This is a genomic window from Paenibacillus ferrarius, from assembly GCF_002027705.1.
GTDB lineage: Bacteria > Bacillota > Bacilli > Paenibacillales > NBRC-103111 > Paenibacillus_E > Paenibacillus_E ferrarius.
The window spans coordinates 476,026-501,930 of the sequence record NZ_MBTG01000001.1 but is presented as its reverse complement, the minus strand read 5'-3'; the positions used below and the strand labels follow the sequence as shown (position 1 = coordinate 501,930).

At 39.8% G+C, this 25,905-nt stretch carries 28 protein-coding genes and 1 pseudogene; 23 read left to right on the top strand and 6 right to left on the bottom strand.

The features are described 5' to 3' along the window. Positions 1-175 precede the first annotated feature (175 nt). The 10 genes from BC351_RS02830 (at position 176) to BC351_RS02785 (ending at position 9,195) form a co-directional block, all read left to right on the top strand. Positions 176-505 (top strand): DUF3139 domain-containing protein, encoded by a 330-nt coding sequence (locus BC351_RS02830; RefSeq protein WP_079409177.1) that lies wholly within the window; start codon positions 176-178, stop codon positions 503-505. A gap of 204 nt (positions 506-709) precedes the next feature. Next, the gene (locus BC351_RS02825; protein WP_079409176.1) at positions 710-1,432 is read left to right on the top strand and encodes a hypothetical protein; all 723 of its coding nucleotides are present in this window, start codon (positions 710-712) and stop codon (positions 1,430-1,432) included. A 185-nt stretch (positions 1,433-1,617) separates the two neighbouring features. Further along, positions 1,618-2,097, top strand: a complete 480-nt coding sequence (locus BC351_RS02820; protein WP_079409175.1) for a DinB family protein — start codon at positions 1,618-1,620, stop codon at positions 2,095-2,097. Positions 2,098-2,727: 630 nt separating this feature from the next. After that, positions 2,728-4,638, top strand: coding sequence for an endonuclease MutS2 (locus tag BC351_RS02815; protein WP_079409174.1), 1,911 nt, complete (start codon positions 2,728-2,730; stop codon positions 4,636-4,638). Positions 4,639-5,360: 722 nt separating this feature from the next. Beyond that, complete coding sequence (locus BC351_RS02810; protein ID WP_144028247.1) at positions 5,361-5,699, top strand: ArsR/SmtB family transcription factor; 339 nt, start codon at positions 5,361-5,363, stop codon at positions 5,697-5,699. Further along, positions 5,668-6,126: an SRPBCC family protein gene (locus BC351_RS02805; protein ID WP_079409173.1), complete on the top strand. Its 459-nt coding sequence runs from the start codon at positions 5,668-5,670 to the stop codon at positions 6,124-6,126. Before BC351_RS02810 ends, BC351_RS02805 begins: the two co-directional genes overlap by 32 nt. Positions 6,127-6,170: 44 nt before the next feature. Beyond that, the gene (locus BC351_RS02800; protein WP_079409172.1) at positions 6,171-6,350 is read left to right on the top strand and encodes a DUF1059 domain-containing protein; all 180 of its coding nucleotides are present in this window, start codon (positions 6,171-6,173) and stop codon (positions 6,348-6,350) included. Positions 6,351-6,352: 2 nt separating this feature from the next. After that, the gene (locus BC351_RS02795) at positions 6,353-6,742 is read left to right on the top strand and encodes an SRPBCC domain-containing protein (protein WP_079409171.1); all 390 of its coding nucleotides are present in this window, start codon (positions 6,353-6,355) and stop codon (positions 6,740-6,742) included. After that, entirely contained in the window at positions 6,742-7,188 is a 447-nt protein-coding gene (locus BC351_RS02790) for an SRPBCC family protein (RefSeq protein ID WP_079409170.1), read from the top strand. The genes BC351_RS02795 and BC351_RS02790 overlap by 1 nt, the downstream gene beginning before the upstream one ends. Positions 7,189-8,175: 987 nt before the next feature. Next, on the top strand, positions 8,176-9,195 hold the full coding sequence (locus tag BC351_RS02785) for a hypothetical protein (protein ID WP_079409169.1): 1,020 nt from the start codon (positions 8,176-8,178) through the stop codon (positions 9,193-9,195). A 48-nt stretch (positions 9,196-9,243) separates the two neighbouring features. On the opposite strand, the gene BC351_RS02780 is transcribed toward BC351_RS02785, so the two are convergent. Next, positions 9,244-9,672, bottom strand: a complete 429-nt coding sequence (locus BC351_RS02780) for a protein-tyrosine phosphatase family protein (protein ID WP_279628298.1) — start codon at positions 9,670-9,672, stop codon at positions 9,244-9,246. 237 nt (positions 9,673-9,909) lie between these two features. Between BC351_RS02780 and BC351_RS02775 the strand changes: the two genes are divergently transcribed. The 12 genes from BC351_RS02775 to BC351_RS02720 all read left to right on the top strand — a co-directional run bounded on the left by BC351_RS02775 (position 9,910) and on the right by BC351_RS02720 (position 19,279). Beyond that, the gene (locus BC351_RS02775) at positions 9,910-10,161 is read left to right on the top strand and encodes a YolD-like family protein (RefSeq protein ID WP_079409167.1); all 252 of its coding nucleotides are present in this window, start codon (positions 9,910-9,912) and stop codon (positions 10,159-10,161) included. Positions 10,162-10,305: 144 nt separating this feature from the next. Further along, the gene (gene selD, locus BC351_RS02770; protein ID WP_079409166.1) at positions 10,306-11,355 is read left to right on the top strand and encodes a selenide, water dikinase SelD; all 1,050 of its coding nucleotides are present in this window, start codon (positions 10,306-10,308) and stop codon (positions 11,353-11,355) included. Positions 11,356-11,405: 50 nt separating this feature from the next. Then, positions 11,406-12,464, top strand: coding sequence for a tRNA 2-selenouridine(34) synthase MnmH (mnmH, locus tag BC351_RS02765; RefSeq protein ID WP_079409165.1), 1,059 nt, complete (start codon positions 11,406-11,408; stop codon positions 12,462-12,464). An 83-nt stretch (positions 12,465-12,547) separates the two neighbouring features. Continuing rightward, positions 12,548-13,168: a class I SAM-dependent methyltransferase gene (locus BC351_RS02760; RefSeq protein ID WP_079409164.1), complete on the top strand. Its 621-nt coding sequence runs from the start codon at positions 12,548-12,550 to the stop codon at positions 13,166-13,168. A gap of 166 nt (positions 13,169-13,334) precedes the next feature. Then, positions 13,335-13,829 carry a DUF4871 domain-containing protein gene (locus BC351_RS02755; RefSeq protein WP_144028245.1) on the top strand — a complete coding sequence of 165 codons (495 nt, stop codon included), beginning with the start codon at positions 13,335-13,337 and terminating at the stop codon, positions 13,827-13,829. A 233-nt stretch (positions 13,830-14,062) separates the two neighbouring features. Then, entirely contained in the window at positions 14,063-14,719 is a 657-nt protein-coding gene (locus BC351_RS02750; protein WP_079409162.1) for an ArsR/SmtB family transcription factor, read from the top strand. After that, positions 14,704-15,855, top strand: coding sequence for a cysteine desulfurase family protein (locus tag BC351_RS02745; protein WP_079409161.1), 1,152 nt, complete (start codon positions 14,704-14,706; stop codon positions 15,853-15,855). The genes BC351_RS02750 and BC351_RS02745 overlap by 16 nt, the downstream gene beginning before the upstream one ends. A gap of 107 nt (positions 15,856-15,962) precedes the next feature. After that, complete coding sequence (locus BC351_RS02740) at positions 15,963-16,583, top strand: MBL fold metallo-hydrolase (protein ID WP_244208860.1); 621 nt, start codon at positions 15,963-15,965, stop codon at positions 16,581-16,583. Between the two features lie 91 nt (positions 16,584-16,674). Continuing rightward, positions 16,675-17,040, top strand: coding sequence for a hypothetical protein (locus BC351_RS02735; protein WP_079409160.1), 366 nt, complete (start codon positions 16,675-16,677; stop codon positions 17,038-17,040). Positions 17,041-17,401: 361 nt separating this feature from the next. Beyond that, a complete protein-coding gene (locus tag BC351_RS02730) occupies positions 17,402-17,713 on the top strand; it encodes an RHS repeat-associated core domain-containing protein (protein WP_341865967.1) in 312 nt (103 codons plus the stop codon). Continuing rightward, on the top strand, positions 17,697-18,308 hold the full coding sequence (locus BC351_RS02725) for a hypothetical protein (protein ID WP_079409159.1): 612 nt from the start codon (positions 17,697-17,699) through the stop codon (positions 18,306-18,308). The genes BC351_RS02730 and BC351_RS02725 overlap by 17 nt, the downstream gene beginning before the upstream one ends. Positions 18,309-18,445: 137 nt before the next feature. Beyond that, positions 18,446-19,279 (top strand): PdaC/SigV domain-containing protein, encoded by an 834-nt coding sequence (locus BC351_RS02720; protein ID WP_079409158.1) that lies wholly within the window; start codon positions 18,446-18,448, stop codon positions 19,277-19,279. A gap of 1,394 nt (positions 19,280-20,673) precedes the next feature. On the opposite strand, the gene BC351_RS02715 is transcribed toward BC351_RS02720, so the two are convergent. Then, positions 20,674-21,231 (bottom strand): GNAT family N-acetyltransferase, encoded by a 558-nt coding sequence (locus tag BC351_RS02715; protein ID WP_079409157.1) that lies wholly within the window; start codon positions 21,229-21,231, stop codon positions 20,674-20,676. 213 nt (positions 21,232-21,444) lie between these two features. Here BC351_RS02715 and BC351_RS02710 point away from each other — a divergent pair, with 213 nt between their 5' ends. Beyond that, the gene (locus BC351_RS02710) at positions 21,445-22,284 is read left to right on the top strand and encodes a MerR family transcriptional regulator (protein ID WP_079409156.1); all 840 of its coding nucleotides are present in this window, start codon (positions 21,445-21,447) and stop codon (positions 22,282-22,284) included. A 39-nt stretch (positions 22,285-22,323) separates the two neighbouring features. Here the strand turns inward: BC351_RS02710 and BC351_RS02705 are convergent, their stop codons facing one another. The 4 genes and pseudogenes from BC351_RS02705 to BC351_RS02680 all read right to left on the bottom strand — a co-directional run bounded on the left by BC351_RS02705 (position 22,324) and on the right by BC351_RS02680 (position 25,579). Beyond that, a complete protein-coding gene (locus BC351_RS02705) occupies positions 22,324-23,184 on the bottom strand; it encodes an aldo/keto reductase (RefSeq protein ID WP_079409155.1) in 861 nt (286 codons plus the stop codon). Positions 23,185-23,213: 29 nt separating this feature from the next. Next, on the bottom strand, positions 23,214-23,546 hold the full coding sequence (locus BC351_RS02700; protein ID WP_079409154.1) for an ArsR/SmtB family transcription factor: 333 nt from the start codon (positions 23,544-23,546) through the stop codon (positions 23,214-23,216). A gap of 282 nt (positions 23,547-23,828) precedes the next feature. Further along, positions 23,829-24,565 (bottom strand): annotated as a pseudogene (locus BC351_RS44235) (DUF4184 family protein). A 63-nt stretch (positions 24,566-24,628) separates the two neighbouring features. Continuing rightward, positions 24,629-25,579, bottom strand: coding sequence for a hypothetical protein (locus tag BC351_RS02680; protein ID WP_079409150.1), 951 nt, complete (start codon positions 25,577-25,579; stop codon positions 24,629-24,631). Between the last annotated feature and the right edge of the window lie 326 nt (positions 25,580-25,905).

The following is a 25,905-nucleotide window of genomic DNA, read 5'->3' as shown; positions in this document are numbered from 1 at the left end:
AGAATACCACAACAGGCTACCGCTGACTTAATATCGGTAGCCTATTCCGTACGGGTAGATTAGTTTAACAAGTAATGGGGCTATTGCTATACCAAAGGAAAAATATAGGTAAGTATCGAATAAGTTAGTGAACAGTAAGTGTTGGGAAGTAGAAAGGGGCTGTTACATTGAAATAATGAAATGGATAGCAGCCTTATTAGTAATTGGAGTTCTCATCACGCCCTTCTTTTACGTACAAGCAAACAAGATAATTTATGCGAACAAAGTGACTAACTACCTTTTGAATGAACAACATTATAAGAAGAATGAAATTAAATCGGTTAAAGGAATCTGGGGGATTAAATTACCGTCATTTTACACGGTTGTTGTATTTGAAAATGAACCGTACGTTGAGTACATATATTTTGCCCATAATAATGTAATGCAGTTTAGCCATAGCGTTACAGAAGAAGGTAAACAATTAGGAATTACTGACTCAGATCTTAAAAATCTTGCCGCAAGGTAAGCAATATTCGTTGATCCTAAGATATTAAGCTAACGGAAACTATAGCACAATATTGAACTAAACGAGGCTGCCGATACAAACGGCAGCCTCCATTACGTTAACGGGCAGCATAGTGTAATTGTATCCCACAAAGCCCATCCTGAATGTAGTAATATAAGGTTATAAAATACATAAAACAATCGTTCATTTTGAGGGGCAAATCTCATGAAGAAAAACAAGATAATTAGGGATTTGATATATGTAAGTAGTGAGCATCAGAATAATTGCTTTTATTCGTACGGAATTGAATTTAATGAATTTATGAACTGTGTACATAATAGGCCGGAAAACCTTTTATTACTTAAACATAACTTTGTAAATACACTATGGAATCAACATTCTAGATTTGATTATGTTACGAAGCAAGAAATTAATGAACTGATAGAGGATTATGTTTATGGGTATGGAGATTTTTGTTGGGTGGATTTCTCTAGCGAGGAGGAATTGGATGTATTAAGCAACATTCAAATTGCAGAGTTATTATTTTTTAGTCATCTTGCTAGGCCATTGCACAGTTTGCCAATGTTGAGATTTGCTTATTATGCACATGATGATGGTTGGTTTAACAAGCTCTATGTCACGAATCTACCTGATTATGAAATGCTTTTGTCTAAAGTTGTTATCTATAAACTTCAAAAGTTAACTGGAAGGATACTTGAGAATATCCCAGAGGAAATTTCATCAGTGCTTTTAGAATCCACCAGAGATGGATTATTCATTGATTTATCAAAAACTGTAAAAAATTCAATCGAATTAAAGATACCGATAGCTGCTATTGGCCATTTCACGGATATGGACAAAGTTTACGATTTTAGAGAAGAAATAAGTGATTATAAGGTTTGGTTAGTATATTCAAAAAAATCATGGAAGCTAATCAAGGAAGGCTAATCTATCGTATAATGCAAAGCCCCTGGCCAATTTGGCCTGGTTACCATATCATTGGCTGCCAGCATCCGCGGCAGGTACTATTGAAGTAACGGGCAGCATAGTTAAATATTACACCTTCATAAACGAACTTATGTTCGGTATCATATTAATGGGTTATTATTCCAAGACGAATTGGAGATTCCAATATGATTAGCTTGAGTATAAGTACGATTCTTCGGTATAAAGAATTTACAGAGTGGACGGATACCTTTCATGATGTACACGGGAGCATTTGGTTACAACCTATCGCTGAAAGAAAAGCATCAGTAGGAGAAATTATTTCGCATCTTAAAAGTTGGGATAATTACCTCATCTCGACGATTATACCAGCGATTAAAAATGGTGAAGGAATGGTATTTCCGGATTTCGATTCATTTAACAAAATAGCTTATGAATATGCCAGATCGGGAATTTCTAAAGATCGCCTGCTCGATGAATTTAAGCTAACCCGTCTTCAGCTGGTTGAAATACTGTTAGCCGATTCAGACGTTGTTTCTAAACATGTTACCGCGAACGGAGTAGAAACTTGCCCGCACACCGGCACACCCTATTCCTTGCTTTACATCATTCACGAATTTAACGATCACGACAACCATCATAAAAATCAAATTTTAACAGTAATATAATTCTTTCCGCTAACTGGGAACAATAGCAGAATAATAAGCCAGGAGCAGGCGCTGCTGTGGGCCTGCTCTTGATCGTTGAAGTAACGGGCAGTAGAGCATGGTGGTCTTTGGCGCTTCGGGCAGGATAGTTCAAATACTTCGGAAAGTATTCCACCAGCCAAATGATTATTTAAGAATTGACTAGCGGTCATTAAACCCTTGACTTCCCACATCAAATCATATATCCTACTTACATCATACGATTTCAATGCAAGACACATTCCCTACGAGGTGTTTTATGAGTGTAGCAGGTTTTCAACAGGCATAACTTAAGAAGATAACATTCTATTCTATAGGTGAAGCGGGATACCGTTTCTTAAAATCCTATATGATAGTTTTATTTAAGTTACCTATGAAGAACCCTGCGAATACATCATGAACCATGACTCGAACAGAGGAAGTACACTGCGGCTTTGGACACAAATCCCTTGTCAGCTGATGGCTTTTATCTATATGTAACGTCATGTAAATTGAGTGTAATGAGCTGTGGGTTTCCCGCAGCTTTTTTTGCGCTTATTTGGGCATAAACGTTGAAATCTTATGGTGCAGGGATCTTCATCATGATCACCCAATCGTGAGGAGAATGCAAAGATGAATCCAAGTACAAAGGACAAATTACAATATAACGAATTGAAGACAGTCGTCCAAAGCTATTGTGTAAGCAGTCTGGGCAAGCAACTGATCCATCAGCTCGAACCAAGTTCAAACCTCAAAGTAGTGAAGCAACGTCTCCTTGAAACAACGGAAGCCCGCGCGATTCTGGATACCGAGGGACATGTGCCGCTGCTGGGGATTTCGAATATTAAATTCATGATGGAGAAGCTGGACAAAGGGATGGTGCTGGATCCCTCCGAACTGATTGCCATTGCTGATTTTCTCCGGGGTTGCCGGAAAGTCAAGAAGTTCATGACCGAGAAGGAATTCTACGCTCCTAAGCTAAGTGCTTATGCGAACTCCATGTGGGATTTCCAGAACATTGAAGATGCAATTCACCAAGCTATTAAAGGGAATCGGGTGGACTCCGGGGCGAGTAAAGAGCTCAGACGAATCCGCAAGCATATTGATATTGCCGAGGCGAAGATTGAGGAGCAGCTGCAAAAGTTTCTGAAGAACAGCGCGAACAAGGAGGTTATTCAGGAGTTTTTTGTCAGCAAAAAAAATGACCGCTTCACCATCCCGATTAAAGCTGCCTATAAGCATCAAGTGGCTGGAACGATTGTCGAAATATCTTCCAAGGGATCGACGGTGTTTATGGAGCCGTTAACTGTTGCCAAGTATAACGCAGAGCTTTCGGGTCTCCAGATGGAGGAGGGGATGGAGGAGCTTCAGATTCTGTCGGCTCTATCGGATTTAGTCGCAAATCAAACCCAGCCGATAACGGTCAATATTGATTTGATTAGTCTGTACGATATGATTTTCGCCAAAGGAAAATTTAGCAAAAGCATGGATGGAATCGCACCTAAAGTGAACGACCACGGGACGATTAAGTTGGTCCGATGCAGGCATCCGTTATTGTCCGGAGGTGCGGTTCCGCTGGATTTTGAAATTGGCGATAGATATCGCAGTTTGGTCATTACGGGTCCGAATGCGGGGGGCAAGACGGTTGTCCTGAAGACGGTCGGTTTGATCGCGCTGGCGGTGATGTCCGGATTTCACATCGCGGCGGATACGTCTACCGAAGTGGCTGTGTTTGATCGTATGTTCGTTGATATCGGGGATAATCAGAGCCTGGAGAATGCGCTTAGTACCTTTTCGTCCCATATGAAAAATATAGCCGAGATCATGCGCCAAGCGAATCGGAATACGTTGTTGTTGTTTGATGAGATTGGTAGCGGAACGGAACCCAATGAGGGTGCGGCACTGGCCATTGCGATTCTGGAAGAATTTTACCAAATGGGTTGTATGACGGTTGCGACCACGCACTATGGAGAGATTAAGGAATTTTCGGAACGGCATCCGGATTTCATGAACGCAGCCATGGCATTCGACAACGAGACCTTAGAGCCGCAATATAAGCTACTGATTGGGCAATCGGGCGAGAGCAATGCGCTTTGGATCTCGAAGAGGATGGAGTTGAAAGATGAGGTATTGGGGCGGGCGAAGCTGTATATGAAGAGTAAGAACTATCGGTTGGATCTCCTTCATGAAAGTAAAGTGATGAAGAAGCCGGTAGTGGCACATACGGATGAAACGGAAGTTGTACTTGAGGAGTACGGGATGGGTGATCGTGTGCGGTTATTAGAGCATGATAAACCCGCGATCGTGTACAAAGGCCGAGATAGCTTCAACCATATGACGGTTTTATTTGAAGGGCAGCTCGTAGAGGTGCATGCCAAGCGGGTATCCTTAGAACTACGAGCCAGCGAGTTGTATCCTACGGGATATGATCTGAATACGCTGTTCACCAGCTATAAAGACCGCAAGTTTCAGCACGACATGGAGCGTGGCTCGAAGAAGGCGTTGCGGCAAGTGCAGAAGGAAATACGGAAGCAACGGGAGTGAGAGGATCGTAGCTTTGAGGCGTTTCCATCAAGACTATCATGCAAATGATGATCCTAAATTAGCCTTCCCGACCAGTTAGGTGGCACCGGAAGCAAACGCTTCTCGTCTCAATAAGACGAGGAGCGTTTTTGCATTTTCAAAAATTGCTATATTGAAATACAATTCGAAAGTGCAAGAAAATAGTAAAATAGTAAATTGTAAATCTAAGCTGCGTATTAATAATAAAATTGAGAAATGGCACGAACCAATAGCAATACTCGATGCGATATTTTGATTCTGAAAAAGGTTATCCTGCCAATTATAAAGAAGAACAACGCTATATTGATAAATATGTTAGAAATATAAATGCACCAATAAAATATTCGGAGTTGTAAAAAGCCTCAACTAAAAACGTGAGGCTTTTTTGCTTGGCCTCGGGGGCTCGGGAATGGGATCAAGTTCTTGTCATTTATGACATCAAGTTCTTGTCAACCGACATGTCATGTGTCCAATGACACAAAAGTGCCTACATTATCCACTTAGGCACGTTGTAGAATTCATAATCTTGGTAAGGATCCATGTGCAAGACTGGAGACTTGATCAAGGGCGCTACAGCAGCGGTATTTCTCTTTTATTGGATCAGGCTGTACCTTTTTTTATTTGCAAACCGGTACAAAATAATAGAAGAATAAACCATTATTAATTAAGTTGACACTTAATTAAGTGTGTGCTAAATTAAAGGCATGATCGATAAAGCCATTCAAGCCTTAACGGAGCCAAGGCGCAGAGATATTTTACATCTCGTCCGTGATGGGGAGCTGGCCTCCAGCGCCATTGCATCGCATTTTGACGTGTCAGCACCAGCGATATCACAGCATCTTAAAGTTCTTGAAGAAGCAGGTCTCGTCATTGTTAGGCGAGCTGGCACCAAACGATTTTATGGCATTAGGAGGGAAGGATTCGCCGAATTGATGCACTATATTGAGAGCTTCTGGGATGACAGTTTGTTGCGTTTGAAAGAAGCGGCGGAAGCAGAAGAAAGGAGCAAACATGAGTTCAATCAGCAGCAGCGACACGATTAAGAAAGAAATTTATATTGAATGCCGTCCAGAGACTCTGTTTTCATTTTTTACTGATCCGGAGAAATTAGTCCGTTGGATGGGACGGTATGTATTGCTTGATCCTAGTATCGGGGGAAAATACCGGATTGATGTAAACGGCAGCGACATTGCGATGGGGGAGTATAAGGAAATTGTCCCTAACGAGAAGATCGTAATGTCTTGGGGCTGGGAGAAATCCCAAATTGTACCGCCAGGCTCCAGTACGGTTGAGTTCAAATTAACGCCTCAAGGTAACGGCACACTCTTAGTATTGACGCACTATGATTTGCCGGTAACCGAGGTGGCTTCACATGTTCAAGGCTGGACGCATTATATGTCGCGTTTGCAGTCGGTTGCTCAAGGTCAAGATCCGGGAGTCGATCCGTGGTCTGAACAAACTATGCATTAAAGAAAATCATATTTTCCCACATGAAGAGGAGACGAAATATTGTTATGAAAACATTATCTTGCAATTGCGGTTTTACAACTAAAGGTGAAAATAACTATCAAGTAGAGGCGGCCATGTGGCATCACGCCATTCACGATCACGGGGATATGTTGAAAAGCATGACTGTCGAGATGCTGGAACAATGGCTCTTAAGCAAGGATGAGCAGTTAAAGGCAGGTGCTTAATCATGAACAGCGTGATTCGTCAAGAAGTTAGCTTCCAAGCTGCGCCTGAACGAGTGTATAACATCCTAACTAGCAGTGAGCTATTTAGTCAAGCAACCGGAGGAGCCGCGACAGTTATTCATGCTGAGGAAGGCGGAACTTTTTCCTGCTTTGGCGGAATGATACTGGGGCGCAATATTGAGTTGGTGCCAAACAAGCGTGTTGTACAGGCTTGGCGGGTGGCGAATTGGGAAGAAGGTTTGTATTCTATCGTCAAATTTGAGTTGAAGGCTCAAGGTTCAGAAACGGTACTTCTATTTGAGCATTCCAGTTTCCCAGACGGAACGGGTGAGCATCTCGCATCCGGTTGGCATACAAACTACTGGCAGCCCATCGAGAAGCTATTAGCCTAATGGTCGATGTATTCACTGAGATTACCATCAATTGTCCACTAGCCGTTGTTGCTGAATATGCGGCTAATCCCGATCGTGCACCTGAATGGTATGTAAATATTCAATCAGCCCAATGGCAAACGCCGAAACCGCTAGCTCTTGGTTCTAAGATTGCTTTTAAGGCCAGCTTTCTAGGTAGAGAACTTGCTTATGTGTATCAAATTACACAATATGTTCCTGGTGAAATACTCGTCATGCGTACGGACGACGGCCCCTTCCCTATGGAAACCACCTATACTTGGGAAGCCAAAGGAGACAATTTGACTCGGATGACACTAAGAAACAAAGGTAATCCGGCTGGATTTTCGATGCTGTTTTCTCCGTTTATGTCGTTGATGATAAAAAGGGCAAATCGTAAAGACTTGGAGAAAATAAAATCCATAATTGAGAAAAGGCGCTTGGAATAATTCCAAGCGTTTTTTATTTCTATTGAAGATAAATTAAATCAGCGGGGAAACATTAATTAAAAGTAGAAAATCACGGAAATTATTCTGCAACAGTTGCTTTTGTTTTATTTTTACGAGAATCCGACATTAGCAAGCTGTCGAGTGACAAGAAAATAGACCGATAAGCATCCACAGAAACTGTGGTTTTTTTATTTTATCGGAACAAATTCTTGTCATTTCTCTATGTCAAGAATTTGTTCCGATTGCCGATGAATTCACAAAAAAATTGAAGTTGCATTACGCAACTTCAATTTTTTTGTGTACATTCTGATTTTTATTTGTGATTTCTTTGTTAGCGTCTTTTATCGCTGTTGCCGAGATGGTATTTAGTACCCGCGGCAGCTCTTTAGGAGTTTAGTGAATATTGGGGGAGTCATAATAATGACTAGCAGGGAAGTCGCTATATACACCTTAAGCGAAATAATTTTAACAATTAAACATTCCCAAGTAAGTCTTTCAAAAGGAGACAGTGACGAAGCTCGTAAATATCTCTAGCAGGCGAGAAAATCTTTAATGGAAGCGGAATACAAAATTAATAAATTGCTTTAAATCCGTTCTTTATTCAATTGGGTAGAAAAAGTAAGGAAATGTGTTGAACGAACAAGACATAGGTCATAATGTAGTCTGCTCTGAAAATAAAATTGGTGTTTTGTGGTTAAGGTGACAAGAACAAATATGCTGACTAGGCGAGGAAGAGTAGCTGTAAACTAAAGAGAGTATAATTGTGTATGGAAGCAAAATATCGCTAAATAAGGCGGTGTTTTGCTTTGTTTTTATTGGACGGGGGATAGAATAAATTTAGTAAATATTAAATTGAATTCTTAAAGTAAACGTAGTCCCTATATTACTTGCATCTATCAGTAAAACTCTTGTATATGGTATTATTTTACTATATTAATTATTAGTTTGTTTATTACAATCAAGCTGCTGAGGAGTTGGATGGCTGCTATGTTCGAAATTGATCAACTAAAGTTAGACGCACTCGAGAAGTTTTCAATGGCTCATCCAAAATGTGAGTTAGTACTCAGTGAAATCGCACATCGTATGTACAGTACCAAAGCTCCAAAGATTCCTCCTCTGTCAGCTGAAATAGATAGTGAAGAGGTTACATTAGCCATCCAAGTGAAAATTCTTGTCCAGACTCATGAGGGCTTGTCATTCAAGGATTCTCAACATTTTGCATTTTTTTTGGCTAAGGCATTAATCTCGTCACGATTTGAAAGCTTATGGGAGCAAAGGGATAGGTTCTGGGTTGAGCTAGTACAACTGCAATTAGAGTATTTAGAATTTGATATAATGCGTCATACAGAAGTAATGCTTGTAATTGTATTGAGTCGTCAATACGGGATAGAACTTTTAGAATCAATTGTTCCCATTTTAAAAACAGTAACGCAACGGGAGCAATGGATACTACTACAATTGGTAACTTTTGCTCTTCCCTATCTTTATCTGGAAATGAAAATAATCGCGAACTTTTTGGAAGATCTACATGGTGCCGAGATTTCTATTTTTAATAATAACAATTTGGCAAAAGCTTTGGAATTGCTTTCAAAAATACGCCCGAAGGTTGGTGAAGAGCTGCTAGAAACATGGACAACAACTCCATCACTTAAGTCTTTTTGGCTTATAATATCAGTTGCTATTGGTCTTGCCAAAAAGATCGGAACTCGAAACGTACATTCTAAAGCAATAGATCTTATAGAATCTCCAAATGAATCGCTTATTAATGCTGGCATTACCATTTGCGGACTTCTTTATTACGATGATACAACTGATGTTGATTTATTAAATAAAACCTTAGAAAAGTTTGATTTGTTGCTTCAGAATGAGTACAGAATACCTTTACGTCAAGTATTGGCTCAAGCTTATGGATGCCTTGTCACGATATCCGAACAAGCGAAATTGGCTGTACTAACAATGTCAGCTGAGCCTGTTCCAGAGATTCAGTCTCAAATTGCAAGCATTTAACATATGCATAGTACCAATCAACTAGATGAGGCGTGGTTCCACGAATCATTATTGTTGCAGACTAAAGTTAGTGTAGAAAACAAGGAAATAATTATCTTCAATATCTGAAAATAATCCTAAGCTTAATAGTGTTACAATCGCTACACTTCCCGTACGACTTCGTCCAGCAGCACAGTGTAGCGCTACTTTTTTTCCCTCGCGATAATGACGAACCACCTCGTTCGCCGCGCTGAGAATCTGCTCTTCCTGACTTTCTTGCTGATCAATTAGTGGGATGTGAATACGTTCAACGTACTCCGGTAAGCTGATTTCTTCCACTTCTGCCCGCAAGTCTACAATTACGTCACACTGCTCTTCTTCGATCAATCTGGTTACATCCCCAGCGCTTCCAATAAAGATTCGATCTTCGTGCAAGGATTGATACTCTTTTTTTCCGTCATTTAAAATCCCTCCAATACAAAATAAAGAGATTAGCACAAGTGCTAATCTCTGGTTTGCCAGTCGATTTATCTTGTTATGATTATAACATAGAAATGAAAATCAAATGGATATATTCGATTGTCTTGAGAAGAGGGGAATCCAAAAAAATCAAAAGCTCAGCTAAAATCGCTTTCGATTTTTTGGCGTACATTTGAATTAAACATACCTTTACCTCATGGAATAACAAGAGTATACTATTTTTACGAACCATTGTTCTTGTGAAGGTGTGAGGAAATGAAAAGTAGTGCTAATCGAGAGAATGAAAAATTAGCAAAAGTTCTTAGTGAAGCTCTTCAAGACCAGAAATTTATTATTTTGAAAATATATGATGAAAATGGTGACCGGCAGATTACAGGTCTAATTACTCAAATTGATCAGGAATTTAGAAGATTAAAAGTATCACACGAAGATGGGATTGATTGGATTCCACTTGATGATCTACTCAGTGCGGAAATTGCAATAAACTATACAGAAAGCTTCAACTAACTTCTCTGATAGCTGAAGTTTTTTGTTTTACCTTAGATTAGATTATGGTCAGGTAAATAGGTTATGATGGTATCATATCGAGAAGAAGATAATTTTAAATATAAACCATATTTCCTGCTGATTTAAGAAAGGAAGAGGCACACAATGTCAACAACTGATAAAATTAAGCTTACATCCTATTCAACCAAGGGTGGATGCGGCTGTAAAATTGGTCCAGCAGATCTTTCAGAAGTAATTAAGAAATTACCTCCAGCTCTTCCAAACCCAAACCTTCTTGTGGGCATTGACACCAGTGATGATGCCGGTGTTTATAAACTAAGCGATGAGCTCGCGCTTGTGCAAACGGTAGATTTTTTCACCCCTATCGTGGATGATCCCTATTCGTTCGGACAAGTAGCTGCTGCGAATGCGATTAGTGATATTTATGCCATGGGAGGCAGGCCGCTTACCGCGCTAAATATCGTAGCATTTCCAATTCGAACATTGGACAAAGATGTGTTAGCTGACATATTACGTGGCGCAGGCGATAAAATGAAGGAAGCCGGTATTACACTCGTAGGCGGACATTCCATTGACGATAACGAGCCTAAATTCGGACTTGCTGTTACCGGGTTGGTACATCCTCAGAAGATACGTACTAATGCAGGAGCGATTCCAGGAGATAAATTGATTCTGACGAAGCCAATTGGTGTAGGTATTTTGACCACTTCGATTAAGAAGGATAGATTAAATGATCAGGAAGTAGAGCGAGTAACACAGGTCATGGCTACACTGAATAAAGCGGCTGCAGAGACGATGGAACCATTTGAGGTGCATGCTTGCACAGATGTTACCGGTTTTGGCTTGATCGGACACTCTCTGGAAATGGCAAAAGGTAGCGGAGTCGGCATTCGCCTTATCGCTAATGATGTGCCTTTATTGCCGAGAGTAAGGGAGTTGGCTGAAGAAGGTTTTGTTCCTGGGGGCACAAAGAATAATTTCGCCCATGTACAGAATTCAGTTACTTTCCCGGATACGTTAGATCAGATCGGTCAATGGATCTTATGTGATGCAGTGACATCCGGAGGCCTTCTAATTTCCGTGGCTGGAGACCAGGCTGATGAATTGCTTAGTAAGTTGAAACTTGCTGGGGTCGATGCAAGTATGATCGGGGAAATCACAGAAGAACATTCGGGCCGTATTGTGGTCATTTAAGCTAATGCTATGCTAGTTTTCTTTTGAAAACTTCAAAGGGGCGAAATTCATTGTTTCAAGACATCACCATAGAAGAATTATTAGCTCTTAGAGACAAAAAAGAGTTAGTTATGATCGACGTTCGTTCGCCTTCCGAGTTTCAGGACGCGACGATTCCAGGAAGCATAAACATTCCATTTTTTGATGATAACGAACGTGCAGAAATTGGAACCATATATAAACAAGTGAGTGTTCAGGCTGCTAAAGATAGAGGTCTGGAGATCATATCGGCCAAATTGCCGGCTTTTATAAAAACGTTTGAAGGGATCAAAGAACAGAAAGCGGTTTTCTGTTGGCGCGGTGGTATGAGAAGTCATTCTTCTGCTACAGTTCTAGCGTTAATGGGTATCCGAACCTACCGTTTAACAGGAGGCTTTCGTTCCTATCGTAGATGGGTAGTTGATACGCTTGAGAAGATGGATTTCAAACCTCGCGTATGTGTGATTTCGGGGAATACAGGAGCAGGAAAAACAGCGATATTAAGACGTTTACAAGAAGATGGATATCCTGTACTGGATTTAGAAGCTCTTGCAGGGCATCGAGGTTCAATTTTCGGTCATGTCGGCCTCCAAGCAAACAATCAGAAGACATTTGAAGCCCATCTCGTTACTAACCTTCTTCAGTTGAAGGATTCACCCTATTTTCTGATTGAGGGAGAAAGTAAGCGGATTGGAAAAGCGGTCATTCCTGAGTTCATTGTTAGCAAAAAGGATACAGGTCCACAACTTTACATTGAGATGCCTATTCGTGAGCGTGCTCGTCATATCATTGAGAATTATCGACCTTTGGAAAACAAGGTAGAGTTGCTTAAATCCTTCAGTCGTATAAAGAACCGAATCCACACACCAATCGCGAAAGAGATTGAAATAGCTCTCCATGAAGATCAATTTGAGAAGGCAGTTAGTCTCTTATTGGAGCATTATTATGATCCGCGATATGAACACGCTATGAATAAATACGAACAAGAAATCATCACGATTCGAGCAAACACGATAGATGAAGCGGTAGTAGCTGTGAAAGAATATTTAAAATCAGTAGATGTAGAAAACAAACATTTAAATTACACGTAATCTTAGATTGATAAATGGAGTGCAAACTGGCAACGGTTGGGCACTCCATTTTTTTGGATTCATTCGTTTAATGGAGGTGTGCTGTGAGTAAAGAAAAATTAATCCGTAAATTCGATAAACAATCCAACATATATGAGATGAGAAGAAAGAAACAATCTGAGCGTAGATGGCGATCCACATTGCTAGGCAGCGCAAAGGGAAAGGTACTGGAGATTGCCGTCGGTGCTGGAGCAAATTTTAATTTTTACCCTAAAGATGTTGAGGTGACAGCTGTAGACTTTAGTAGTGAAATGTTGTCCAAAGCCAAAGTTTCTGCGGCAGAGAGTGGAATTCGGGCGACGTTCATGCAATCAGACATTGAATCACTCTCGTTTCCAGAGAACTCATTTGATACAATCGTATCCACATTATCTTTTTGCGGCTATGACAATCCTGTTCAAGTATTGGAATCATTAAACTCATTTTGCAAACCAGGTGGCCAAATACTGTTAATGGAGCATGGTCTTAGTTCGAATCGATGGATTAATAGAACCCAAAAGTTAATAGAGCCTATGTTCAACCGATTAGTGGGTTGTCATCTCGATCGGGATATCATGGATATTCTCGCGAAGTCAAAAGTAAGTATTCACCGTGTGGAAAGGTATCTATATAACACCATTCATCTGGTGTGGGCATCACCAAATAAGAACTCAATCCTAGATTGAGTTCTTCAGTGAAGATAATAAGACCACAAAAAATAGTATTAAACTGACGATCTGTCATTAAGATAACGGGAGCAGTGTGAATTTTTTATTGTTAAAAATTGGGTATTGTGATAAGTTTTGAACATGCTAGTGGATAAATTTTCGTCTATTTATAGGAGGTGACATTATGGTTTTGAGATTAGGTTATTTAGTTTTACTGATTTTCTTAATTGGTTGTTCTAAAACTGATTCCAACGTAGTGATCAAAGAAAGTCCAAACGTATTAGACGAGAACTGGAAAGTAAGCAGCATGTTTAAAACTGACGATTATATGTTGATAGGAGAACAAAGAAAAATTGGATTTATTTATAACGATTCAGAGGTAGTTCGGTTATATCCTGGAAAAAAACAAAAATATATGTGGCATTTTTGGGCTGATACACCAGAAGAAACACAGAAATTGTTTGGTGAAAAAGTAAAGATAATCGGAGTTAGCAAACAAACAGGAGAAAAAGTTACTGTTTTTGAGGGTGGAATTGGTATTCCAAATACTGCTATTAAAGATAATGAAAAAGTAGGTAAAATGCCGACAACGATGTCGTTACCTTCAAAAGGTCTATGGAGATTAGAAGCTTATATAGATGAAAAACTATTCGGTAGCGTGGTAGTAGAAGTACACTAATGCTGCGACTTTGATCGATATTATAATAATGCAGTTACTAACGAGAAATAATAATTTAATAAAACCGCGGTAGTATAGGACGTTTTTCTACGTCCAAGGCTACCGCGGTTTTATTTATTGTGTCAGTCCAAACTTTATTTTAAATGAACATGATTGTTTGTGTTAGGTAGCCGTTGACAAATAACACAATATATTTTACTATTCAACTAATAAGTTGAATATGTGGAGGGTCCATGGAACATATAGAGGCTGGAAGTAGAGCATTCAAGGATAGCTTATATCAGCATATTGCCAAAGTGGGAAAGTCACTATCAAGTGACAAAAGGTTGGAACTACTTCATTTACTCTCGCAAGGCCCCAAATCAGTGGAGCATCTTGCCGCGACAACAGGAAGTGGCCTTGCCAATATATCTAAACACCTTCAAGTCTTAGTTGAATCGCGACTTGTCAAAAATCGTAAACAAGGGACTTATATTTACTACGAGCTTGCCAGCCCCGTCATTGCCGAGCTTCTTCATGCACTGTGGCATGTTGCAGAGTCACAGTCGGCTGATATCCGCACGTTGAAAGAGTCATTGTCTGATCAATTTCAAGATGTCCAAACCTTAGACTTAAACGAGTTGAAGGAAAAAATGAATAACGGCAGTGTGATATTGATTGATGTACGCCCAAAAGAAGAATTTGAAGCTGCCCATATTCCTGGTGCGATTTCAATTCCGCTAAGTGATCTAGAAGATATAATGAGCACATTGCCACTAAACATTCATATCGCTGCATATTGTCGTGGACCTTATTGTGTATATGCCGCTCAGGCAGCACGCTATTTAAACGAACATGGTTATCAAGCATTTCGCGTCGAAGAGGGAGTGTATGAATGGCAACAAGGCTAAATGAGACAGAACAGAATCGCATCTATCTTGACTATAATGCAAGCACGCCGATTGATCCGGAAGTTTTGGAGGAAATGTTACCATTTCTAACGAGCTACTATGGTAATCCATCTTCCTCTCATTGGGCTTCTGAGAAGATTAAAGTGGCCATCGATCTTGCCAGACAGCGCATTGCTACGTTACTAAATTGCAAAACAAGCGAAATCGTCTTCACCAGTGGTGGTAGCGAATCCAATAATCATGCTATCAAGGGAGCCTATTTTGCCAATAGACATCGCGGGAATCACATCATTACAACAAAAGTTGAACATCCTTCTGTTCTTAATCCGTGCGTATTTCTTGAATCCATCGGAGCTAAGGTTACTTATTTAGATGTGGATGCGTATGGGTTGGTGGACCTCTCAGATCTTGCTGCAGCAATAACGAAGGATACAATTCTTATGTCTATTATGCATGCTAACAATGAAGTAGGAACAGTCCAACCCCTCCAGGAAATTGCTGAAATCACAAGTAGAAGAGGAATCATTCTACATACCGATGCGGCGCAATCTATAGGGAAAATCGATGTTAATTGGGATGAAATGAATGTGAATCTGCTTACAGTTGCCGGTCATAAACTCTACGCTCCTAAAGGCGTTGGTGCCTTAATCATTAAAGAAGGAACTGTGATTACTCCACACAATCACGGAGCCAGTCATGAAGTGGGTAGAAGAGCAGGTACCGAGAATGTGCCTTTCATCGTAGGTCTAGGGAAATCAGCAGAATTGGCTTACAGAAGAAATGATCATCATCAGGAAATCCAGACATTATCGAACCTATTTTGGAAAAAGTTATCGGATGCATTTAAAGATCGCATTGTTATGAACGGACATCCAGACAAGCGATTGCCAAATACGTTAAACGTCAGTTTTATTGGCATGATTGGACAAGAGATTTTAGCAAAGATCCCAGAAATTGCTGCCACCACCGGTTCAGCATGCCATACGGGAAGTATAGAGATATCACCTGTACTAAAGGCTATGAAGTTATCTCAGGAAGTTGCTGTTGGTACTGTGCGGTTTTCAATTGGGCGCTATACAACTGTGAATGAAATAGACAGGGCCTGTGCATTGATAATAGAACGAATTCGTGATTAGAAAGGAAGATGGATATGATCTTTTGACAATATTTACATCGTAACCCTATTGCAGCCTCGTATTATTTCGGTTGTGGAAGTCAATCTCAAGGCGTGGTTGTTGATCCGATGGAAGATCAGGTGGATTTTTATGTGCAGGAAGCACAAAACATGAAAATGGATATCAGTTATGTCATTGATACACACCTACATGCGGATCATATTTCAGGAGCAAGGGAGTTAGCTCGAAAAACTGGGGCTAAGTATGTGCTGCATCAGTCGGCAGAAACTAATTTTGATTTTATGCCTGTTAAAGATGGTGATGAGATTGTAGCAGGAAACACCATTCTCAAATTTCTTCACACACCAGGTCATACACCAGAGCATATTTCCATCATTGTAACGGATCGGGTACGAGGCGAGGAGCCTTGGTTCCTCATTACTGGGCACACGCTGATGGTCGGTGATGTTGGCCGGACGGAACTTGCTGGTACAGCAGAGGAGGGTGCCAGACACTTGTACAACTCCGTTTACAATAAATTACTTCAGTTGCCCGATCACTTAGAACTTTTCGCTGGAGCTTATGCGGGATCGGTTTGTGGTCGTACCTTGAGCGGCAAACCTTCATCTACAATTGGTTTCGAAAAGAAGTGCAATAAAGCGCTTCAGTTTCAAGATGAAGATGCTTTCGTTTCCTTTATGTTGAAGGATATCCCTGAGCAACCGGCAAAGAGTGGCAAGATGCGGTAAGTGCGAGACAAAATGGAGTAGCGACGCCTGAACAACAAACGCTCTTAGATTCAGGTCATTGGCCTGCTCCATAAGAAAAGGAGGTGTCTCAATGGAAAAAGTTAAAGACTTTTATACTGGTTATGAGGGTGAACCGGAGATCATCTTCTATTTCGAAAATTTCGATGGTCAAAAAGTTCAGCTTAAGGCTTGGATTGGTTATTTTGATTCAATTATGGCGGCTATACAACCTACTAAAAACGGTTGGAGTGGGCTCTCATATTACTATCATACGGATACTGGTTGGTTTGAAGAGACGCCATGGAGAATACCTGATTTAGGCGATGCGTTGAACAATCTTCAAAGTGTCAATAAAACAGAATTAGATCAAGAGACACTAACTGTCTATCAAAGCATATTTGAATTACTTCATCAGGTGCAATTAATAGATGGAGAAGTATGGGTTGAGTATTATTAACCTTTGTTGATTACTAGAGACCTTGACTGGCTTCGAGCCTTTCAAGGTTTCTTTTTTGTCCGCCGCTGTATCGTTAACAACGCAAATAACCCCTCATAGTGATGCCAGTGCAGACGGAAGTGAGTTGGAATGGTAAGATGGAAGTATCTTGCTATTGCTGAAAGGAACGAACAAATTGAAGCTATTCTCATTTTGGGGACTGTTTGTGGTAGCGGCAGGCTCTTTATTCATCTACCGCTATCTCAGAGGATTCAGGAATGCTATTCTGTGGGCAATCTATTACTTTAGACGCTCCAGAAAATAGAATTCCTTCTTTTTATCCATACAAAGATATCAAAGATAGAACGGGCATGGCGATGTTGTGGGATTAACAGACGCATCAAGTAATACGCTAAATACGTATACCTATGACATGTGGGGCAATCCGATTACGACGCAAGAAGCAGTAGCGCAGCCGTTCCGTTATAGCGGCGAGATGATGGATGATAAGGTTGGGCTGCAATATTTGAGGGCTAGATGGTATGATCCAAGTGTGGGGCGGTTTATTAATAAGGATACGTATGAAGGGCAGATTGATAATCCGCTCAGTTTGAATTTGTATACGTATGTGGAGAATAATCCGTTAACTCGGACTGATCCTTCAGGGCATAGAACATGTGATTCAGAAGGTTGAATGTGATCCAATTAAATTACCATCAAATGACAACATAAAAACTTACGTTACTGCTAATCAGCTCAAAAACATTGGTTTTAAAAATGTTAATGTTAGTATGGTAAATAGTTTAAATCTTACATTAGAAAAATACAATATTACTACAACTGCAAGAATTAGACACTTTCTTGCTCAGACTTTGGTTGAATCGGCATACGGAGCTAGACTGACCGAGATGTATAATGACCCTGAAGAGGTGTACTTTAAACAGTACGATAACCGTAATGGAAACTCAAAGCCTGGAGATGGGTCGAAATATAGAGGTGCAGGATATATCCAAATAACAGGTAAAGATGTTTATGAAAAATTTTCTGAAAGAGCACTTGATCCAAAAATCTTAGATGATGGCTATTCTTATGTTGCTAATAACTACCCGTGGGAGGCAGCAGGATATTTTTGGAGCGAATATAAGAATATTAACCCTACTGCCGATAAGGGGGATTCCGCGATTTTGACTGTCTCTATAAAAGTAAATGGGAAAAATATAAATGGGTTACCTAACGGCTGGTCTGAGAGACAAAAGGCATATAAAATTGTGAGTGAAAATGTTAAATAATTTGTTTCCTAAAAAGTGGGTTAAGCATATTAAGCATTCAAATTGAGTTAATTAATTACAGCGACCCTTTTAGGATTTTGAAAAGTTAACATAAAAACTATCATTATTAGCTAAAACATTAGAAAGGGGCATTTTAAGTGAAAATAAGTATTTTGACAGTTCTTTTAATACTCTTTTCTTCGTTAGCGGTAGCATGTGGCACTGATAAGGATATTAATGCTTATAATCAAATCATTAGTACTACAACAGTAACATCAAAATCAACACCAGATCCTCTAGCCTATACAAAAGAGAAAACGGACGGAGGTAACGATGAATCAGATGTTTCAAACCGCACAGATTATAAAATTGTAACAGATATCTATACGAATAATAACATTAAAATACAATATCCACAGATTAATAATTTAAGTGATAAAGTTAAGCAAAATAAAATTAACCAGATAATAAAAGATAATGCATATGGCTATTTGAAGGATTTTTCGCAGGAAGAAATTAATAGTTTAAGCTGGGATATTAATTATCGCATTACATGGAAAAGCAAAAACCTTATGAGTATTCAATATTCTGGATATAGTTATTATGAAGGTGCAGCGCATCCTGTAGACCAGTTCTACACTACGAATATTGATATGAAAAAAGAAATCGCTTTGAAATTAAAAGACTTTATTAATATTGATGAAGATTTTGTAATAAAATTTAAAAAAGGAAGGCTAAAATCAACCATTTTAGAACAAAGAGATGCGCTTGAGAGATACACCAATGAAGAATGGATAGAAATGTTAAACAATGCAGATTCGATTGAGTCTGAGATTAAGACATACTTGACTGAAGATTCATTAGTGATTAGCGTAGAAATTGCACATGTTATAGGCGATCATGCGGAATTTGAGATTAATTATGAGGATATACAAAAGAATATAAAAACTGATAATGAAGTATGGAAAGAATTCAAGTACTCTACCCAGTGAAAATTTTGAATCGCCTTGCGACTAACCCTCGCAAGGTTCTTTTTGTCCGCCGCTGTATCGCTAACAACGCAAATAACCCCTCAGAGAGTATGAGCGGCTACAGAATTCACAAATGTAAAATATATAATCTCTACGTTATATCCTCATCAAAAAAGAACCGAGAGCACATCGCCTTCGGTTCTCTTCATTATTCTTTTCTTAAACGCAAAAAAAACCACCATTGAATTTGTGGTTGAACGAATGATATAGTTAGATTGTGTTCCCAAAAATAGGAACACCTGTTTGCTTCCAGTGCATTTAGAGGAGGTCGTCTTTTATATTGCCATTTTTAATTGTTAACTTTCAGTAGCAATAAGTGTAAATCATCATCATATGCAATCTCCTTAATCATCCCCATCCCATCCTTAACCCCTTAACGTGGATACTAAATCATTTTATTAATACAATAGCTTTAACATCATTTTTTGATATCCTGCAATATGTTAAATCAAATATTGAAAGAATTAAACTGGGCAAAAGTATTCTAACTAATATACCAAAAGAGGTAATATCAATACCGTGTGTGTTTTATTATTTTCCTCAACAAGCTGCTGGAGACAAAATTGAATTCTATTGGTTTAAGAATAATAATGCAGCAGCTAATACAGCTAATAAAAATGCTTATTGTAGTTTTTTAAGCGGCGAACGCGTGGTACGGGGAAAGAAATGAAATAAGAAAAAATAATCGGACAATGTTTGTGTCGTTTATGGGGATAATGTTTGTGTCGTCCGACAGAAACAGAATCCAAATTAAGAGTTGATAGACCTTGGGATACATATGTATAAAATACGGATTTTGTGAATATGTATTTCAATGTGTAATTTTCTGGCCGATAGAATTTACGGCTTTCTGCCCAGAGCCAGTGCTTATTCCCCGTCAAAATCAATCACTAACTTCGATATGCGCTGAAATGAACATGCAGTTGGATCGAAGATGCAAATTGAACTCATTGCTTTGAGATTATTCCTAACACTTCATACTTCATTCAAGTGTTCAAACGCATTGTCGGTATGACGCCTTTGAAAAATACTTCACCTGTCCTGTTTTACAAAACTAATTTTATTCTGAAATTATATTATATAAATTTTATTTTAAAAATAGAATATTTACACAATTCATATAACTAAACTACTTTTTCAGAGGTGTTTTCACGTGATGTGACGACTATACTTTAGAGCCCCTTTGAAGTACTCAACTTTTTCTGTTTTCCTGGAATTATACTCAACGACATCTTTTAACCATATCAGGGATTTGGCTGTGCGTCGCCCAGTAGTACCAACTGCCCAGGAACAGTTACGCCTTCTCCGGTGGTTGAAATTCTGAGTAAACATCAAATAGCCCCTGTTCTTGCACACTACTCAAAACAAGTCCGGTTTGAATGCTTTTGGAGCCACTCTCTTTTTAACAATGCATATTGGAAGGTGTTTTCATATTTGGGTGTCCCATCTTCGTATTCAGTAAAAGAAACAAATTCTATAAAACAACCTTCTTTGCGCATATCTAATTTTTCACATAGTTTTTGTGATCTTAAGTTATCATCCTCGACATACGCATACAGCCTTCTGGCTTCTTTTTGCGTAAAGAGATAATTTAAAAAAGCTTCCACGCTTTCACGAGCATATCCCATTCCTTCATATCTTGCATTGAAATTCCATCCAATGTTAAACGTATCAGGTTCTTCCTGCAGATAAAATAGTTCTCCTATTAGTGCATTGCTCTCTTTCAGGCAGACTGCAATATATGAGTCTTCACAGCTTCTATTTTGAAGCTTTAAAGCTGCTTCTTCCATTGTCGAAACTTTATCACTAAGGAAGCAGTTCACTCTGGGATTAGCCGCATATTCCAAAAATGCCTGAGCATCCATCACGTAAAAATTTCTTAACCTCAATCGATCAGTTTCCATCATTTGCATGGGTAGTTCGTCTCCTTCGACTTATAGTGGATTCAGGCATGCATTCTTCTTGTACTCCCTCACACTTTGAAACATTTTCCAACATACACATTCTCCTCTTTTGTGATTAAAAACTTTTTTTCAGCATGTTGATGAAGTGTCTCAATAGATGTTATCATAAACTGTATAGTAACTATACAGTCAATACCGTTTTTCTATTTTTGGGAGGCAGCCATGAATCAAACCGAAATGCTATCCATAAGTACTTTTTCCAAAATGTCAGATGTTCCACGCAAAACACTGATTTACTATGATCGTATTGGGCTGTTCAAGCCGGCATTTGTTGCTGACAACGGGTATCGCTATTACTATCGCAGTCAGTTGGATACGATCGGAATGATTCATGTCTTCAAGGAGTTTGGCATGTCTCTTGAGGAAATTCGAGAGCATCTGAGCCATCGAACTCCTGCCAGTACACTTGAATTTCTACGAAAACAGGAAGAGGTTATCCAATTGCAGATCGCCAGGCTTGAGCGAATAGGGCAAATGATCAGCATGCGAGCTGAGAATATTGAACATTCGATCCATGTAAACACAAGCTATATGCAGGTGATCCGGCAATCTAGGGTTCCTGTACTGTTGAGTTGCCGCGTTCACGCATCCAAGAAGCAATTTCCCGAAGATCTCTGGGATGATTTTCAACTGCGTCTGCAGAGGGAGAATGCGCCAATTGGATATCCAAATGGCGTTATTGTTAAAAAGGAGGATTTACTTAAGAAAGACGGAGATATGGTATCCCATATGTTTAGTCGCATTGAAACTCATTTTCATGAACAAGAATATATGCCGGAGGGATTCTACTTGGTTTCGTACACCCGGGCGGATTACGGAGATACAGATAAAATCTATCCGCAAATTTTTGATTACATGGAGAAGAAACAATATGTTGTAATTGGTGATGCTTACGAGGAGTATTTGCAGGATGAGGTGTCGCTACAAAATCCGGAGGAGTATCTGGTCAGAGTTATGGTGCATATTAAGGAACCATCGATCGATGAGGAGCTCCTGTGCTGAAGCCCATCGTATTCTTTGTTTTCACATTGGCTAGGGGATTTATTTTATAAAAAGCTTCATCATTTTTATATAAAATGGATTAACCATATAACCAGTCGGATTTACCGAATACCTTTTGCCCGTATTCAATCGATCTATTTTTTTCATTTCTATTTCTGCTAATTCAAAATTGAATATCTCACTGTTTTCTTTTATTCTTCGGGGGTTTGAGGATTTAGGGATTACAATAGTCCCCCTTTGAAGATGCCATCGCAAGATGACTTGTGCCACCGACTTTTTGTGATTAAAGGCAATTTCGGTTAACTCCGGATGGTCAAATAACGCTTTATTTCCTTGCCCCAACGGTCCCCAAGCTTCATGTAGAATCCGATGCCGTGCCAGATATTCGTGCATTTCATTTTGCGGAAATTCCGGATGAGTCTCGATTTGATTAATCATTGGCGGAATTACGGCGTGCTTCATTATATGCTCAAGGTGGTGAATCTCAAAATTCGCAACACCGATCACCTTTATTTTCCCTTCCGAATATAACTCTTCCATAGCCCTCCATGCCTCCAGATAAAGAGGACCAGCAAAATGAATAAGGTACATATCAAGATACGTTACATTCAGTTTTTTACAGGTTTGTTCAAAGGCTTTTTTGGTCTCCTCATATCCGAGGTCAGTGGTCCAAACTTTTGAGGTAATAAAAAATTGTTCACGAGGAATCCCACTTTTTTGAAGTTCTCGTCCTAAGGCTTCTTCATTTCCGTATATTTTAGCTGTATCGAAATGACGATAACCAACTTGAATAGCCTCATGAATCGCCCTTTCAAATTCTTTTCCTTTTTTTATTTTATACACGCCAAAGCCCACTTGGGGAATTTTAATTCCATTCACTGCTTCGATGACATTGTTCATTTTCGTCCCCTCCCTTGCTGAAACGCGGTTTATTCGCATTGAGAAAGTAGTATCTCGATTTGTTCCACCAAATTTTTTAGTAAACTAAGCTTGCTTTTGGTGTCCAGACGATAATAGTTAATAGTCCCTTCTTTACGAACGCTTATAATTTGTGCTTCTTTCAATATTCTCAAATGATGGGATACAGCTGGACGGGAAAGATGGGTTTCTTCCTTAATCTCGCCCACACGCATTCCTGGCTCTTGTTGTCCTTGAATCATGGCCAAAAGGATGGCTTGCCTGGTCTCATTCCCGATAGCGGTTAATACCTTTTGATTTTTTATAAATTCATCAGCGAGATTCGCCGTGACCAATTGTTTCACACAACGTCCTCCCCAATCGACGATTCAATTAATTTAATTTCTTGGACGAATAAAAGGATATCATGAATCTTTATTCTGTTCCACATAGGGAAAGATAATCGAGACCCTGATTTTTCCAGAACTAAACTGCTGCCCGTTAACAGGGAAAGGCAGCCGGTTTTAGTCGGCTGCCCCTTGGGATGTTGATATTTATTGATAATGTAATGCTTCATTGAGTTTCGATTTATTCCAATAACAACAAGAAAAACTGCCGTCCGTTAGCTGATCGAAGCCGCAGATCCGTTAACCATCGACTGCCTCCCTTGTCCGATTTCTCTTTGTGTTCCAAAATAAGGATGTCAGAAGTATTCCTAAACAGAAGCCGGTAATTGGCGCTACGACCAAGATTCCGATGATATTGCCGCTTGAGGTAAATATTAGCTTGCACACTGTAACGAAGACTGCGCCCATCACGGCAAAACTCCAATAATACAGCTTCTGTTTGTACGTAACTGTTGGAAGCGTTTTTTTATCGGATACTGTCTTGTAAAGCGCCAATCCTATGACGACAACTACAATCGTTATTCCTATCATCGATAGTGTATGCTGCAATATTTTATAGACCGGCAGGTTCCAAACAACAATAGACTGCAAAATGATAAGATGCCGAACCATATAACCGCCCTCATGCGTGAATGCATCGAGCGCTATGTGTGAGAGAAAGCCGAAAGCGTTGGTAAACCCCATGAGGATAAAAGGCTGTACCCTCTACGATTAATGTCTAAGATAGATGGCAGGTGCAGCACGAGTGATTCCTTAACAAAAGTGTGAAAAAGATATGCAAACAACAAACATAACGGGATCCCCTGAAGGAAAAATCCCGCAAACGAGTGGCCAATCGTCTGATACGGTTCCAAAGCGAGAAAATATTCAAAATCAGGGGCCATACTCCCCAGCACAAGGCCAGTTAAACTAAACCATCTTGGGCTAATGAATTTTAAGGGAAAAGCATACGTCGGGTGTGCGAAGGTAAAGGGCATCGTTTGCCTACTTCCTGTTCGTTGAAATTGAGCCAGCCACTGAATCCCTATTATTATAGTAATTTAAGCACCCTGCATTGCGCTGTTCGTGCGAATCCAAAACTTTCCTGAATCTGTCTCGACACAAGACCATTCTCCCAAGTTAGTAAAAATCGTATAGGTACCGGGCTGCAGCAAGTCGGTTTGCTCAAACTGCTCGTAGGGTGCGCTGAACTTTCGTGTCTCCGTATGCAGCGTAACCTGCATGCTGATGTCATTGTCCAGCAGTAACCATCTTTCTTTGTGTGGCAGCGCTACCTTCAACCAAATGGTGTTTTCGAATGGCCTTCCGCCCTTCATCCATAATGCCTTGGCAGGGAATTTGCCAGGATCAACCATTTCCTCCTGCTCCTTAACAGCCAGCGGATACGGATACATGCTTGCAGCTTTCGAAAGTATAACATCGAACGAAACGTCCGCCTCCTTCACATCTTCCCAAATAAAGGGTTCGAGAATCCATTTGACGCCGAACTCCGTTTCAATCTGATACCAGTTTAGGGTGCTCAAACCGACCGATGTCGCGTTGGATACCCGATAATTGAACGTGTTATAAATTCCAACAACCTTTACCTTTTGCGGTTTGATCGTCATACCCGTTTGGATCTCGTCTTTTTGCAGATCAAAAAGCGCAGTATCCTGCACCAAAGTGATGACGCGATCCAATTGGCGATAGCCGCCAGTTGCCACCTTATCACTAGCTTGAATCCACTTGTCGCCAAGCCACGTCTCAACTAGAAACCATTTGATTTCCTCATTCTCGTCCCATTTCGGCACCGTTTCCTTGACAATAACTTCCTGTGTTGCGGAAATCACCCCAACCTGATGCTCTGTATCGCGATTATCGTCGTATATTGGCACACCCTTAAGCACCACCAGGCTGGAAATAGGTAAATTGGCGCTCGCTGGTGACGCGTATACAATAGTAGCCAGCATAAGTGCTAAGTGCAACACGGCATACAAATACCTTCGTTTCATTTGCAAACTCCAACTCCCAGATATTTCCTTTTAAAAGATAGACGAGCGAACATGTGAAAAGTTACGCCCTTTTTTCTGAAGGTTTTGTTAAGACAATGCCATTGCTAGTCTAATGTAGTGTAGTACTTAGAAAATTTTACTCAAAAGTGGTAAAAGCCAATTTATTGAACGTTACCCGTTAGCCTTCCATGCATTTGATATTTGCACCACAGAGCATTAAAGTTAGTTATTTCATGTTAGTTGTATATTTAAATTACGAGTATACAATGAATTTTTTCGCTTTCTGCAATTTCGCCGATCTCTGAAATATACCATCCCGAATAATT